This is a genomic window from Agarilytica rhodophyticola (genome assembly GCF_002157225.2).
Taxonomy (GTDB): Bacteria; Pseudomonadota; Gammaproteobacteria; order Pseudomonadales; family Cellvibrionaceae; genus Agarilytica; species Agarilytica rhodophyticola.
The window spans coordinates 1784951-1800606 of record NZ_CP020038.1 but is presented as its reverse complement, the minus strand read 5'-3'; the positions used below and the strand labels follow the sequence as shown (position 1 = coordinate 1800606).

Below are 15656 nucleotides of genomic sequence, written 5' to 3'. Positions count from 1 at the left end.
AGGAAATTAAAATGGGCACATGGGCATTACCTAAAACAAAAAAAATCGCAAACGACTTACAAGTATTGATGAAAAAGCCAATACCTTGCAACCAAGCAACTCATCACTTAGTCGACATTATCGGCGACGATGATTTATACGATCTTCTCGATGAATTGGAGGGTGATTTTGATATACGCCCCATCATTCGAGACTTTTTAAGCGAAGTCATCACACAGCGCATCGACTACAACAATAATGACTGGGATAAGGAAGCCCTCCGTATTTGCACACGGCTAACCTCACCTTAGAGGTTAAGCCGACGTTACCTCTAGGCTGTTAAAGGTAAGAGAATCCAACAGCCTTGTCGCTTCCCCCCCTGAATATTCTTGCCAACGACGAATAATAACGTCCACATATTTAGGATCAAGCTCTACTAGCCTTGCACGGCGGTTCGCTTTCTCACAGGCAATTAAGGTACTGCCAGAGCCACCAAACGGGTCTAATACAATATCCCGACTTTTACTGGAATTTCTTATTGCTTTCTCCACAAGCTCGACCGGCTTCATCGTAGGATGTAAGTCACTCTTATTAGGCTTATTAAAAAACCATAGATCGGTTTGATTTCTATCACCGCACCAGAAGTGGTCGCTGCCCTGTTTCCATCCATAGAGAATCGATTCGTATTGCCGCTGATAATCGGAATGGCCTAATGTAAAATGATTTTTCGCCCAAATAATAAATGTCGACCAACGGCCACCGGCATCGCGAAATGCCTTTTGTAAGGTATCCAGCTCGCTGGAGGACATACAGATATAACACGCGCCTTTAGTTTTATCGAGGATATGCGTTAGCGCGTCTTTTAAAAATGTGTAAAAGCCCTCGCCTAGATTATCATTGAGTATAGGGCGACTATTAAAGCGTATTTTATCGCGCTGGTTGCTCCCATAATCCACATTATAAGGCGGATCGGTAAAGGTCATATCGACCAACTCATCCCCCAGTAGCGTATTAATATCCTCACGGCTAGTGGCATCTCCACATAATAATTTATGATCGCCTAGCAACCATATATCACCGACTTGACTGATCACACTTTCTTCTGGCTCAGGCACCTCATCCTCGTTACCCTGGCTATCCGATGCGCTATCAAAATCCAGTAATTCATCTAGCTCGTCATCCGAAAAGCCAATGATATCGAGATTAAACCCTAGGTCTTTTAAATCATCAAGTTCCAAGGCAAGTAGTTCGTCGTTCCATCCAGCGTTTTCTGCGAGTTTATTATCTGCAATAACCAGCGCCCGTCTCTGTGATTCTGTTAGATGATCTAGAATAATCACAGGGGCTTTTTCAAGTTGTAATTGTTGTGCGGCTAGTAGGCGGCCATGGCCTGCGATAATCGTTCCGTCACTCGAGACTAGGATAGGATTAACAAAACCAAACTCGACAATACTGGCAGCGATTTGAGAGACTTGGGTATCGTCATGTGTGCGAGCGTTACGGGCATAGGGAATAAGTTTTTTGAGTGGCCAGTGCACCACCGAATCTACAGCGATGTGCGCCATATACAAACCTTAGTAAATTAAAAAAAACAGCAAGAAAAAATGAACGGTGAAGTAAATTAATACGTTATGTCGCGAGTGCGAACCTAAGTTAAAAATGCGAACCGCGAAGTGCGAACCACTTAACAACATCTATCGCTAGCGAAATTCGGCGGTCTTGCCGCCCGCATGGCGTCCATTTCTACCAAGTACCTTTTTGATATTTTTCGAAGGATATCGCAGACGTTCGGCGAAGTTTGTTTAAGTGTTATGAGCTGGTTTACAAATAAGACTGTGGTAATTAATAAAAGTTTCAATCAAATTAATTTTTTTCAAAACTAATATTAATTTAAGAAAATAGTAAATAAATTACTGTAAAAAATAACGCGAGAAAAATATTCCACTAAACACAAATGTTACATATGTTTAATCCCATCGTAAATAATAAATCCCGCTCCTCCAATCACTGCGATAAAGAATAAAATTAATAACGTGAAAAATGTTTGTTTAATCATGAGGAAGATCTCTGTGTGTAATTAACACCGTAAGTCCGAGTGTATAACGCCGCTGAAGCCTGGAAAGTGCCAGTATAACGGGGGTTCAATAATTTAATCGACTTGACCTAGGTTACCCTACTGCTTAGGTTATTAAAAATCTACAACCCTGTTGTATGAGCAGGTTACAAAGCAATGCTAACGAGCGTCATGCAGAGAAGCTTTTTCCTGCTAAATCACTAGGATGTTGTCATGCTGGCCTTAAACTCTATGATATAACGTCGCTGACGCTTCAAAAGTGCGACTACAAGAGGTATTCAACGATTAACCCCTATCGACCTAAGCTACCCTACTGCTTAAGCGGCCAAAATGCTAAACCCCCGTTATTTGCGCAGGTTTTTGGGTAATCTCAATGATAGGGATATCAGAATTATTTTTCGTCTTAGGATACTTCCCAAAACGGTAATGCCATAACGTACATTTCGTCGCTGGACATAATCGCGCTTCATGGGCTGATTTAGCACAGTCAAGGCATTCAGCACGAATGGCCTTAAGCGGTGAACGATAGCCTTCGGGTTTTTCTTTCCCATAAAATATATTCTTACCCATGCGATAGGTGTGTAACGGGCAGGAATTAAATTCACAATGTTTTACCTGAGTACGAGTTTCCGCACAATCCAAGCATTTTTGTCGAATTGTTTTGATCGGTGATTTTCTAGCGGTAGTTTCCATAACTTTTCTCAGGCATAAAAAAACCGCAGCGATAGTATCAACTGCGGTTTAATAATTTGTTAAATAAATATTTCGAGCGGTGCTTGCTGGTTCTTGTCTCAGGATAGGGCAAACTATACGCCCAAACGTCAAATTTGTCCCACCCGTTTTTTAAGACTTCTTACCAGGAGTTACCGCGACTTACCGGTACTTCTAAATTATCACTAATAGTCCTAAGCGCTTCATTCCAATACCGCTGTGCCGTTGTTTTCGGATAGCCCACCTCTCGTGCAATGGATCGCCACGACATACGCTGCGCCCTAAGCCAAATTAATTTACGCCGCTCTGGCTTATCGACTAACGTAATCCAAGACAAGGTTTCTTCAGCGCGATCAATGGCATCGGGGAGTGGTTGTAATATCGTGTGTGTTTTAGTTTTTTCCATCCGAGCAATTTCACGTGGGGTGTATTTAATTTCAGGCCAATAATTTCTATGGCCTAATGATATATTTCCTGGTAACTTGCTTAACACGCTAACACACTCCTCAAAACGCTGTGCTACGGTTTTATTATCCCAGCTACGCCGATGCATTAGTGTCTCCCTGTTTGTTGATCCTGCGCCCACATGAGCAGTCCTAGCGCATCTGCCTCGTTATCGTCAGCAGGTTCATAGCCTAAATTTTTAATATGTTTAATCATTTCGCTTTTGCTCGCATTACCTTTGCCTGTGATATGTTTTTTAATTGTCCCAACAGGCACACCTTGGTAAGGAATATTTTCCTGCTCACCAAACGCGGTAAGTGTTGCTAAGAATCCGCCATACACATGCGCTGCGTCTGTCCCTATGTGCCGCCTCACCTCCTCGAAATAAATCACGTCTATGCCATCGATGGATGTATGTAAATCTCGTAGCCAAGCATTAAATTTTAAAAATCGCATCCCACCCCCGTCGTAACGACTATGCTTGAAATTAGCCGTGCCGCTGATAATACATTCCTTCGACTGTGCCGCCCATCCAGTCGTTGTGCCGAGATCCAGTGATAATACGTTTAAATTATCCATTATTTTTTTCTCCATGATGATTTATATCGACTAGGATTAACTCGTTTTCCTGGTGCGGTATGTTTTTTACATCGACGGTTAAATGATTTAATTTTTAATGGTGTGGTTGTTTCAAAGGGTGTTTTGCATTTCGCACAAGGTGTTTCCCACACTAGCAAAAAAGTTTTTTCTCCATTACGCACTTTTCTGTAAGGTTTTATATGTTTCAGTCGATAAGATTGGTTATCGTAAATCAACAATGTCCCTAGATTAGGGGTTGTTTTAAACTCATGTATCGTCATCAGATCTCCATCATGAAAAGAATACCCCTATTTCAAGTAAGTTAGTAATACAAGTGTAACGTAGTATTACTAACTATACTTTAAGTATAGGGGGCTGTGTAGTTATCTAAAAAAAGTAGCTAAAGTCACGTAGCACTAAGGCTAACGACCAGTTTGTAAGGTAAATTTTTCTGTTAGAATGAAAGGCACTATATTTTATTTACAAGCCACTGATTTTATTAAAAAAATATGTAAGCAATAGAATACAGAGCGTAAATGTAATCTTCAAAATGCAACACATTTTTGTGTATCTTTATTCATCATTTTCTGTATCGCTATATACCCATACATCAGGATTTTCGACGGGTAAGACTGACCCTGATTGGGCGCATTTATAGTGTGTTGGTTTGACTCTTTTATAAATAGTTTTTGTGTCTCCGGTATCATCATCAATAATATTTTTACTGGGTAGTCTCATATCCTCCACACACGCATAGCCGAACTTACTACGCGCCGCTTTAGGTAAATCATAATCATCTGTATTTTTAAAGAATTTAATCCAACCTTTAGTTGCATTAACATTTATGCGTTCAACAATAGTTCTATTGCCCCCTAAACCCTCAGTGCCTTCGAATTTTTCGGCAAATTGAGCAATGGTATACACTCGACCTTCTAGTGATTCGTCATAAATAAGCTGTATAATTTGATCTCGTTTTCTTATACGTTCAGCATCAAGTTTCTCTCCATGTTTTTGATTAACTAGACGTTCACTTTCAGGATCTACCTCTACCCATTGCCCATTTTTCTTATCGATGTATTTGTCTTTAATCCCTATACCATTACGTAATTCAAAGGTAAGTTTTCGTATCGCTTTATTTTCCTCTGGTTTATATAACAATGCTCCTGTGGTGTAGTAACTACGTAAACTGCTCGCGCCAGAAAAAGATAAGAAGGGGTCTTCGATTAATTGCCGCTTCTGTATTTTTTTTGTGTGATGCACAATAACAATGCCAGCATTAGGATTAATTTCATCACGTAATCTTTCGACACGCTCCTTTAAAAAATACATCATAGTGTTGTTATCATTTTCACCTGCGCCCTCTTCACCCCCATCAAAAACATTACGTAAGGGATCGATCACAATAACGTCGATAGGTTCCTTCTCAGAGGCTTTTCGCATCAGATTTTTTACGGTACTGTAGCCCTCGTTATTTAAAATAAGGTTTAACCGAGGGGTAATAAATAAATTATCGGACGCACGCCAGAGCATGAGTTCCTTCATATTCATACTTCTAATACGGTCACGCAAATAGTAATACTGCACTTCAGCTTGCAAATAAAATATACGTAATCGTTTTGTTGGCTTCAGTCCTATAAAAGGCTCACCTGCAGCCATATGCATGAGCAATGATAAAATAAAGTCCGATTTACCCACCTTAGGGGCACCCCCTAACACCATCATACCACCGGGGGTGAGTACGCGAGGCTCAATTAAATCATCTGGCGTAGGCGTTTCATCCGCAAGTATTTCACTTACCGTATATGCACGTGTAGGTGCAGGCACATCAATCGTTATCTTAGGTGTGTTTTTAATAAACTCGTTAACGTCGACACCGTCATCAATAGCGTCTGCCACATCCCACTTTTCCGGTTTATCTTTAGGGATGTCCAAAATACTCACTGAAAGCGCCCCTACAGCGGCGATAGCCCGTGCCGCATTGTTAGCATAGGTGCGTCCTGGTTCGTCGTTATCAGGCCATATCATCACGTGTTTGCCTTGAAGCGGCGACCAATCTGTTTTATCTACCAGTGTATTAGCACCTCCCATGGCTGTTGTTGCAATATTACCGGTAGCGGATAAGGCATCCGCGCACTTTTCACCTTCAACAAAAATAACGTAGTCGTTAATTGCGATCGCGGGCTGTTGATACAGTGGTCTTGGGTTTGGTGCCTGTTGTTTCCGGGCTTTTACATCCCAAGGTCTAAACTCCTTCCCGCCAGGAGGATCATAGCGGTACACACAAGCAATTAAATTACCCTCACTATCATGGTAATTCCATTTCGCTGTTACTGGACCTAAGTCATCCATTGGGGGTGCTTTTTTTCTTTTCGGTGTTGATGAAGAGGACGTCGGTGCTGTCCCCAACCACTGTGACATGGATTCAATGACACGTGAAAAATCCCGACGAATATCAAAGCCTTTATGATGCGCCCATAAATCAAAAATATCACCACTCTCACCCGTCGCAAAATCATGCCATACGCCTGCTTTACTTCCGTGCAGCTCGATCACAAGACTTTTACCTTTATTACCGTCAATATCTCCCACAATAAATTGTTTTTGTTTCTCTTTGCCTTCAGGGAATAAATAGTTCAACACATGAGGCAATTGATCCAGTAAACGTGACTTGACCTCATGAGTTGAGAGTTGTGCCTCTTGCTCATCCGGATCGATTTGGTCATTCGCCGAACTAAAATCTAAAAAGTTATTAATGGTCATAATAAAATGTGTGCTCCTTAAATCGTATTTAGAATGGGATATCGTCAGAATATAAATTCTGTAATCGTGTTGTGTAGGTGTGAATAATCGTGTGTATCAGTCCGTGTATTTCCTCTTTGGTATAGTCGAATAACGCTTTCTCAGAGCCGACGTTACAGACATAGGTAGCGAGTGGATTAATAACGGCTTCTCTTGCTATTTTTTCAAATTCGTTTTTTTCACTTTCTGTCACGATGATGCCTTGTGTAAAGTAGTGGTAATGAATATCTTGGCAACGCTTTGAGCAAAAACGCTGCCTCTTTAATGCTTTATTTGGATCTCGCCAGCCAAATCCACGTGATCGGGCGCAGCAAATAGCACAGCAATAGGACAACTACGCCACCTGCTCTTTTTGCTTAGCGGCAGTAAAAATAATGCGTTGAATATCGTTTTTATTAAAATTAAACGCAATTAAACAACTAGCGTGATAACGCGTTAAACTAAAGTTATAGGTGTATGTTGTTGGTAAATACTTAAGCTGTTGTGGTGTCGCGGTTTCATTGAGCCATTGACGCGATTTTTCGGCACCCCCTTCGGTTTCGTTAAGATTGAGCCAGTCATCACACGCAGCGATACATAACGTTCTCTCGCCAACGGACAGCAGTCGTGTGTGTTGTTGTCGAGCACCCGCTACCGCATACCAATGGCCATATAAATAAAAGGCGCCTGCCCACGCAGCAAACCCTGTGGCCATCATGGCTGTACTATCGTGGTAAAGATCCACCCATTTAAAACTAGAGCGTGAAAGTAAGTCGACCTCTGTCATGACAAAGTCACTGAGTTCAGCACGGCTATCATTAGCGGCGGCAGTATTGTCAACAGGAACACTGAAGGAATAACCACATAAGGGACACAGTCGACACCCTGCGGGTATAGCAGCATCACATTCAGGACACGACTTTTGAGGGGCATCCTCACCCACCCCCTCTCCTTCTAGATTAACGTCTTGTTCAAGCTTGCCGTGAATAAGCGAGCTAGTTCCAAAGTCCAAGATAATACAATCTGTTTTGATAATGTTAGGATGCTCATTCGGATCGACCGTGCGGAGTCCTCGCCCCACCATTTGAATCATGGTGCCTTGATAACTGTTCGGACGTAATAGCACCACACAACTGGTGGGGGTGTAGTCATAGCCTTCGGTTAAGACATCCACATTAACAACCACTTGAGATTCCCCTGACTCGTAGCGTTCGAGCCTTTCTTTGCGTTCTTCTTTGGTTAAGCCTCCATAAATAACTTCTGTATTAATCCCGCCTTTTTGAAACGTTGACGCCACATTCTTAGCATGACTGACCGTGGAACAAAAAATAATTGTGGGCCGGTCTGACGCTTTTTCTTTCCAATGCTTTAGAACAGACTCATTAATTAATGTTTTATTCATGATGGCGTTAACGGCATTCATATCGAAGTCATTGGCCGTTTTTTTCACTTGCGATAACTCACCTTGCGTACCCACATCAATCACATAGGTCACAGGTTTAACAAGATGGCCTGCTTGAATTAATTCACCTAGCGTGATTTGATCGGCAACATTGGAAAAGGTATCCACCAACCCTTTTTTATCACCACGATTGGGGGTGGCGGTGACACCATATAAAGCAAGATCGGGATTCTTCGCTCGCGCCGCATCAATGATTTTTTGATAGCTGTCTGCTGCCGCATGATGAGCCTCATCGATGACCAATAAATCTAACGCGGGTATTTGCAGTAAATTATTTTCTCGTGAGAGTGTTTGCACCATCGCGAAAGTGGTATCACCTTGCCAGGATTTTTCGTTCGCATCAAATACAGAGGTTGTGAGCGTCGGATTAACACGTAAAAATTTAGCCTTGTTTTGTTGTGTTAATTCGTCGCGGTGCGCCAACACACAGGCTTTAGCCCCTTGATTTTTTCTAGCCCATTGTCCTACCAGTCCCGATAACATAATTGTCTTACCGCTATTGTGTGTGACAGTGAAATCTCCCATCACATACAAGTGATCCTGGTCGACCGAAAAACCATAGTAGTCGCCTAACCCCACTTCATGCACGGTAAAGCCTGTATGTAAGACATTCTCCTCGTGAGCACTGTCGGCTATCGTCAAGCTATAGTAGGGTATTCCATTGACCGTTTTAGATGTAGACGATGGATATAGCCCTAAGCTACGGGAAATAAAAGTCACGTCATCCGCAAGCTGTTTTGATGGGGTAGAAAACGCACGGCAGCTTTTAACAGGGTTGCTATCAGAATCAATTAACCCTTCTAGGATAGCCCCACGTGTTTCTCGTGATCCTACTTTATAATGATGAGGAATCGGCGGCGGACAATGCATTAAGTGTTTGTCACCTAACAATAACCCGAATAAATACGGATCGACAGAAGGTGCTTCTTGTTGAGGAAAATCAATTGCTGTTCGGTAAAGTTTGTGTATGCGTTTAAAGGTAGCACTTTGTTCCAGATAAGCGCTCACACTAATATTCACAATGCTGTCGGTGACATTATCCGCTCGTTTATTATCGGGGATAACGTTCCCAGTTTTGACTAACGAAAGAATATGATCCTTATTGACAGTAAACGGCTCGCCTTTTAATGGACGTATCTCATACATCCTATTGGTTCCCTGATATAAACGTTGGACATGCCGAGGGCGACTATCTGGCCCCATAAGGGTATCGCCCACCTGAATGTCTTCGACAGGTTTTAGTGTGCCGTCATACATTAATAACAATGTGCCGGGTGCATGACATCCTGTAGGTGCCACACCTAGTGTATTTTTGTGTTTCTCGAGCGCAGCGAGGCTCCGCTCGACAAACGTGGTTTGTCGAGGTCTTAGTAACATGATTAAAATCCGTCGTGTGTTAGGTGATTAACCTGCCCAAGGAGGACGGCCTGTGGATGTTGTCGTCTTTTGCTGACTCATCACTTGTGGCGGTACAGTAGTATGGTGTTGTGGTAGAGCGTTCGTGTACGATGACACGTGTTGTTGCTCCTGTAGTGTTTGCTGCTGACCATAACCTACGTGAGATGTATTCACCGGCATAGTATTGTGCTGAGGCATAGAGAAAGTAACTGGCACATTCCCCATGATTGAAGCATAGTGTTTATTCTCTGGCGTCACCGCAACATGAATAATATTGCGCGGCTCATTATTTTCATCTCCCTTATCAATACCAATTTTTGCCACAAACTCAAGGCCATCTAAGTCCGCAAGACCCGTAATGGAAAGTGCTTGCATCGCATGATTTGAGAAATCGTCTTTCTTTATTCCACGGGCAGAGCATAAGATCGCTTTCACAAAGGCGCGTCCCATCTGCGACCATTTTTCGCCTTTCCGACTATGCAACCCCACGAGTGACCATATTTTTCGGCGAGCGTATTCCCCTTCTAAAATAATAAATTCACAATTTAAATATACGGCTCCCGTATCTTCACTCTGTGTGGCATAGTCGCCCGTCCAGCCCATATCAGGATTATTATACCCCCCCGGTTTTATTGTCATTCTCACTTTCGCTAAGGTGCCTTTAGGAATAATGTCAAAATCCACTTGATCATCGGCATCATTAAAATTTGTCCAGTTGTTATTCATCAAATAATCTATTCCTTCAATAAATTAGTGTGTGGTGTTGCGTGTATTTTTAGGTTGTAACGGTGGTTGAGTGTCTAGATGTGCAGGCGCTTTAAGACCGTAGTCAAGATGGTGAACCATCATGTCTGCAGGCCGTTTTATTTTTTCCATAAGACGACCTAAATGCGGCTCTTCAATGACATCTAATTTGCGACTTCTATCCTTCGCCGGATAACCAAAAGGGTTTAAGGTATGATTGATAAAAGCACGATAGGGGGTGCCGTCTTCAGAAGGCAGGTCTGCCATAGTAATGACCTGATCGACAATCCCAGGCAATTCTAATCCGGTTTTAGACCCTTCGATTTGTGGCTCAAAAACGCGACGATTAAATTCATCCACCTTTTCATCGAGTATTCCCACGAACCAGACACTTTTATTACGTGTATGCTGTAAGTGCGTTAACCATGCAATCATCTCCTGGCCGTGTAATCCGTAAGCACCACGAGTATCGGGTTTACCAGTGCGCTCACTAAAGGCTTGCGGTTGACCTTTACACCATTGAAAACATAAACGACCGGCAACAGTAATCGAGTCAATAAAAATAATATCGTAGGTATTTAATTGTTCCGGATGACCATACTTTTTACAGACCGCATTAAAGTGCGCTTCACTATAGGATTGTTCGTCACGCAGCGCGTAATTAGGCCCACCAATAAACACAGCAAAGTCTCGACACTCTTGCCATGTCTTGGGCCTAAAGGCATCACCATTCCAATCCTCCACGGCAAGATCACCGGCTTCGATATCAAAAAATAATGTGGACGATGTCGGGAGCGTTAACAGTAAAGAAGTTTTACCGATACCACTTTTACCAAAAATACAGCCTTTAACACCCCGGTGCTGTGATCGTCGTTGCTCTGCTGTAATAAGAGGAAACATTAAGCATGCACCTCCTGAGCTTTTTCACCGGTGCTTTTACGCAAAGACTGTGCTTCATACGCGATAATATCTTCCTCGCGATATACCACACGGTTATGTAATTTTAAAAAGGCAGGGCCAATCCCTTTTGATCGCCAATTCGCGATCGTGCTTTCACTTAAATTCCAACGAAGGGCAAGTTGTTCTTGATTAAGATGTGAGGCTAACGTCATAAAATCTCCTACAGTATTCAGGAGGTATTATGAAGAAGCGTTTGTACTGGCGTCTAGTGGGCTTTGTACTGCAATTTGTACTGTAATTTGTACTGCGGCGATTTTTTTTGAAAAAAGTCGTATAAATATATTGTATACGACTATTAATTGCACAAAATTAAATGGTGATAATATTACTTAACATTAGCTCCGGGTGAAAATTATCGTAGTCATAAGAGCCAGTTTTTATTTAAATATTAAAACAATAATATCCTCTTTTAGGACTCACGATATAGTCTTCCCATTCCAACGAGTTACTAAATAATGATTGCATGCGTGTTGCGCCACCTCTTTGTCCAGGTATTTTAGTTGCAGCTAGAATTTCTTTAGCCGGTAACTCCCAACGTCCTTTTTTGGCTTGCTCATACATATAACGAATCGCCAAAGGACGACGTTCGCCACCAATATACCAATCTGGCTTCCCTTTTATTTTTAAGATACGTCTCGCTGCATCATAGTGCACGGGGAGATAAGAGGCGTCTGATGTAACATAATCAAGTTTAAGGGTAGGTTGCGCGTGATTAACCTGACGTAGTGCCTGACTATCCACCGACACCTGGTGAGAGTTACCTGTCAACAATTGATAACGATAGGGCTTAGGGTATTGTATTTTTCCTACGTCGCTGATATTGAGAAGATAACGGGCAAAAAATACCGTATTCATTTTACGTGTATATAGCGTACTGGCCGTCACATCCGTTATCCCTGTTCTAGGATCGTAGACGATACTGACGGCTTGCGACCATGATTTAGAAAGTAATGCCGTGCGCCTATCAATGGGATAGTCATTGGCTTTGGGTAAGCGATTAAGGTACACAAGAATTTTAAAATTATAAGAATACTCTGAGAGTAAGCGCTTGACGACTTTTATATCAATATCCTCTTCAGCGTATCTCAGCATGCCCGCTAAACTGCGTTTATAGTGTACGAGCGGATTCTGACCTTCGTTGAGAGTCAACAGTGGCGGCAACTGAAATACCGTGGTATTCGGGTCAGAAAGGTGATCCTCTGCTAATAATACAGCGACGACTTCATGAAATAGCTGTTGATGGTGGACATAAAGCCAAAGACTTTGCTCATGTTCGTTGTGGATAGAATAAAATGTCTGCCGTTCTCCGTAAGACATCGCAGAATTTACTGAGGAAAGATCAAAGCGTTTAATGTTTTGAGCCACTAAAAAAATCGAGTCAGCCCACATATTCGCGGGATTCACACCGCCTTGAGTATCATGAGAAGCGGCTATTTTAGAATGGATAAGTGAATGATAAGTATCGGTGTTAACAGCATGTAACAAACGCGTACACGGATCAAGAGACATAGGCATACTATCGTCCATGGTAAAAAAACGAATCTAATAAAGCGTAAAAATTTAAAAACCAACTACTGAAAAGCTACCACGACGTGATATCAGCATGATGCAAACAAAAAATAAATAATAAGAATCAAAACCAAATCGCTTTTATTTCACTTGTTAAGTGTATTTCTTATTAAAAATAGAAAAATAAAAGCTTTAAAAAACCTCCTTAAAATTACTTTCTCTTACCAGCAGTTATATATTCTTATAATGCAATACAGAGAGTTACTAATTGTCTTATCGCATCCCCCCTCATTTATTTCCTACAATAAGAACATCGGTTAATAACAAAGGTTCCTCACGCGTGACAAACAACAAGCGATTACCTCACGACATGACTGCCGAAGAGCGGATAAAAGAAATTGCTGAAATACTATCAAATGGATTAATACGTAAACGATTTCAAGCATTATATCAAAAAGGCAAGCGGATTCATGCAGAAAAGAAAGCTTTAAGCGCCAAAATATAGCGAAGACTAACTAACTGCTTGCTTCGTCTGCCTACCTGAGCGTACATGGAAAACCTATTATCAACGCCCAAAGGACAGCCATGCCGATAACAGAAACACCCCCTTCTACACTAACGCAGATTATGCAACTTGAAAGCATGACCATGAAAGAACTGTTAGCTATGTGGCAGGAGTTCAACCCAACGCCACCCCCAGTACGCGCACGAAGCTATATTGAACGACGTCTAGCTTATGCATTACAAGTTAACGCGTTAAGTACCCAAGAGAAAAAAATAGTGGCTAAAAATACACAACGTATTGAAAGCATCAGTAAATCCTATGCACTCAATAAAAGCAAAAATAAACAAGGAACTTATATTCCAGTACCGGGCACCATTTTGAAGCGGCTTTACAACGATGTGGAATACGAAGTGATTGTTCTATCAGACGGACAGTTTGAATTTCAAAAACAGCTCTATAAAAGCTTATCCAAAATTGCGAAAGAGATTACCGGTACACATTGGTCTGGGCCTGCGTTTTTTGGTTTGCGTAAGCCCAACACCCCATCGAAAAATAAAAAATGAGCGAGAGAAAAATAGATGAGCAAACATGTTATACCTAAACGCCGATGTGCTGTCTACACACGAAAATCCCACGAAGAGGGACTGGATCAAGATTACAATTCTATTGATGCTCAAAAAGATGCCGGGCACGCGTATATTGCTGCGCACAGAAGTGAAGGCTGGATTTCAGTGAACGATGACTATGATGATCCCGCCTATTCTGGTGGGACACTGGAGCGCCCTGCCCTAAAACGCTTAATGAAAGATATTCAAGAAAGTAAAGTTGATACGGTAGTGGTATATAAAATAGATCGCCTGACCAGAAGCCTCCATGACTTTTCGCAGCTAGTGGAGATATTTGAGCGAATGAATGTATCCTTTGTTTCTGTGACACAGGAATTTAACACGACTAGCTCCATGGGACGCTTAATGTTAAATATCTTATTATCCTTTGCACAATTTGAGCGTGAGGTCACAGCAGAACGTATACGAGATAAAGTGGCCTCGAGTAAAAGAAAAGGCTTATGGATGGGAGGTATTCCACCGTTCGGCTATGATGTTAAGGATAGGCTATTAGTGGTTAACAACAATGAGGCTAAGACAGTCCGTCATATATTTTCTCGCTTTTTAGAGATAGGGTCAGCCACACTGCTTGTAAAAGAATTACGCCTTGACGGGATATCAACAAAATCATGGACAACGAAGGATAATAAATATCGCCCTGGGAAGCCTATCGATAAAGGCTTTATTTATAAGCTTTTCCAGAATCGAACATACTTAGGTGAGATTGGGCACAAAGGCCAATGGTATGAAGGTAAGCATGATGCCATTATCGATAAGACACTCTGGGAAGCCGTCCATAAGAGGCTTGCTGAGAACTATAAGGCAAAAGGCAACACTACGCGTGCTAAAGTTCCTTTCTTATTAAAGGGATTGCTATTTGATGCAGAAGGTCGTGCTCTCACCACGTCGTTTGCCAATAGTCGGCACAAAAATGGTAAACGCTATCGTTATTACCTCAGTATACGTGATGCGAAAGAAGGCGCTGGCACTTCCGATTTAACCCGGTTTCCGGCCAGTGAAATAGAAGCTGCTGTGACAACACAGGTCATGACTCTATTAAAGTCGTCAGAGATCGTCAAAGAGGTCACCACTATCGCTCAGGTTCACGACGATGAATTAGACGAAGCTATGGTAGCGGTAGCACTCACAAAGATGACGACTATTTGGGAGCAACTCTTTCCTGATGAGCAGGCACGGCTCATTCATCTGATGATTGAGAAAATTATTATCACCCCTGATGATATGGATCTAAGGCTAAGAAAGAATGGACTCGAACAGCTGGCACAAGAAATAACACCGAAAACTTCGAAAGAGAAAGTGGTCAATGGATAATCAAACAATACCTATGTCTCGTATAATTGAAAGCAGCGACGGTTCCCTCTCTATAAAGATCTCACTTAGACCTAAAGTGCGCAGTGGCCGTAAAATTATTACACTACCCGGTAACACAGATAGCGACTACCGCCCTTGGGATAGCGAACCCACGCCACTTCAATTAGCGCTAGCGAGGGCTTATGAGTGGGAGCAAAAACTCAACAGCGGCGTCTATGGCTCGATAAAAGAGTTAGCGAATAAAGAAGGTGTGGATAATAGTTACGTCAGCCGTATCTTAAATCTTAACATATTGGCGCCAGATATAATCAAAGCGATTCTTGATGAAAATATATCCGAGGGGGTGACGCTCTTTACCCTGGGGGCGAATACGCCTATGGTATGGGAAGAGCAAAGAGTGAAGCTTGGTGTCACCAAATAATATTAACTCCGCTAGTGGTGTTAACGGTTGCCACACTATACCATCAATAATACGTAGATGAAGAACCAAGCACACCCTTTTCAGGCCAAATATTCAAAGATAACTTTTCGAATCACTTTATGTAGATCATTAAATCACACAATTTTTTCCTCAAT

16 protein-coding genes are annotated in these 15656 nt (G+C 42.0%); 5 read left to right on the top strand and 11 right to left on the bottom strand.

All coding sequences use genetic code 11. The features are described 5' to 3' along the window. Positions 1–11 precede the first annotated feature (11 nt). Entirely contained in the window at positions 12–290 is a 279-nt protein-coding gene (locus BVC89_RS07540; RefSeq protein WP_086930598.1) for a hypothetical protein, read from the top strand. A 3-nt stretch (positions 291–293) separates the two neighbouring features. Here BVC89_RS07540 and BVC89_RS07535 read toward each other — a convergent pair whose 3' ends face one another. The 11 genes from BVC89_RS07535 to BVC89_RS07480 form a co-directional block, all read right to left on the bottom strand. Then, the gene (locus tag BVC89_RS07535; RefSeq protein ID WP_086930597.1) at positions 294–1544 is read right to left on the bottom strand and encodes a site-specific DNA-methyltransferase; all 1251 of its coding nucleotides are present in this window, start codon (positions 1542–1544) and stop codon (positions 294–296) included. A gap of 842 nt (positions 1545–2386) precedes the next feature. Beyond that, positions 2387–2746 carry a hypothetical protein gene (locus tag BVC89_RS07530; RefSeq protein ID WP_216825107.1) on the bottom strand — a complete coding sequence of 120 codons (360 nt, stop codon included), beginning with the start codon at positions 2744–2746 and terminating at the stop codon, positions 2387–2389. A 160-nt stretch (positions 2747–2906) separates the two neighbouring features. Continuing rightward, positions 2907–3317: a DUF6362 family protein gene (locus BVC89_RS07525; protein WP_086930596.1), complete on the bottom strand. Its 411-nt coding sequence runs from the start codon at positions 3315–3317 to the stop codon at positions 2907–2909. Then, complete coding sequence (locus BVC89_RS07520; RefSeq protein WP_086934550.1) at positions 3317–3787, bottom strand: crossover junction endodeoxyribonuclease RuvC; 471 nt, start codon at positions 3785–3787, stop codon at positions 3317–3319. Before BVC89_RS07520 ends, BVC89_RS07525 begins: the two co-directional genes overlap by 1 nt. 573 nt (positions 3788–4360) lie before the next feature. Then, positions 4361–6547: an AAA family ATPase gene (locus tag BVC89_RS07510; protein ID WP_086930594.1), complete on the bottom strand. Its 2187-nt coding sequence runs from the start codon at positions 6545–6547 to the stop codon at positions 4361–4363. Positions 6548–6575: 28 nt separating this feature from the next. Next, positions 6576–6920: a DUF6511 domain-containing protein gene (locus BVC89_RS07505; RefSeq protein WP_086930593.1), complete on the bottom strand. Its 345-nt coding sequence runs from the start codon at positions 6918–6920 to the stop codon at positions 6576–6578. Continuing rightward, positions 6921–9404 carry a DEAD/DEAH box helicase family protein gene (locus tag BVC89_RS07500; protein WP_086930592.1) on the bottom strand — a complete coding sequence of 828 codons (2484 nt, stop codon included), beginning with the start codon at positions 9402–9404 and terminating at the stop codon, positions 6921–6923. A 27-nt stretch (positions 9405–9431) separates the two neighbouring features. Next, entirely contained in the window at positions 9432–10151 is a 720-nt protein-coding gene (locus tag BVC89_RS07495) for a hypothetical protein (protein WP_086930591.1), read from the bottom strand. 24 nt (positions 10152–10175) lie between these two features. Then, on the bottom strand, positions 10176–11069 hold the full coding sequence (locus tag BVC89_RS07490) for an ATP-binding protein (RefSeq protein ID WP_086930590.1): 894 nt from the start codon (positions 11067–11069) through the stop codon (positions 10176–10178). Next, positions 11069–11281: a MerR family transcriptional regulator gene (locus BVC89_RS07485; RefSeq protein ID WP_086930589.1), complete on the bottom strand. Its 213-nt coding sequence runs from the start codon at positions 11279–11281 to the stop codon at positions 11069–11071. Before BVC89_RS07485 ends, BVC89_RS07490 begins: the two co-directional genes overlap by 1 nt. Before the next feature lie 229 nt (positions 11282–11510). Beyond that, positions 11511–12644, bottom strand: a complete 1134-nt coding sequence (locus BVC89_RS07480) for a hypothetical protein (protein WP_086930588.1) — start codon at positions 12642–12644, stop codon at positions 11511–11513. A gap of 334 nt (positions 12645–12978) precedes the next feature. Between BVC89_RS07480 and BVC89_RS29625 the strand changes: the two genes are divergently transcribed. The 4 genes from BVC89_RS29625 (at position 12979) to BVC89_RS07465 (ending at position 15501) form a co-directional block, all read left to right on the top strand. After that, a complete protein-coding gene (locus BVC89_RS29625; RefSeq protein ID WP_158657835.1) occupies positions 12979–13143 on the top strand; it encodes a hypothetical protein in 165 nt (54 codons plus the stop codon). Between the two features lie 80 nt (positions 13144–13223). Beyond that, entirely contained in the window at positions 13224–13706 is a 483-nt protein-coding gene (locus tag BVC89_RS07475) for a DUF2924 domain-containing protein (protein ID WP_158657834.1), read from the top strand. 15 nt (positions 13707–13721) lie between these two features. Next, positions 13722–15080: a recombinase family protein gene (locus BVC89_RS07470; protein ID WP_086930587.1), complete on the top strand. Its 1359-nt coding sequence runs from the start codon at positions 13722–13724 to the stop codon at positions 15078–15080. Continuing rightward, positions 15073–15501 carry a hypothetical protein gene (locus BVC89_RS07465; protein WP_086930586.1) on the top strand — a complete coding sequence of 143 codons (429 nt, stop codon included), beginning with the start codon at positions 15073–15075 and terminating at the stop codon, positions 15499–15501. Before BVC89_RS07470 ends, BVC89_RS07465 begins: the two co-directional genes overlap by 8 nt. The last annotated feature ends 155 nt before the right edge of the window (positions 15502–15656 follow it).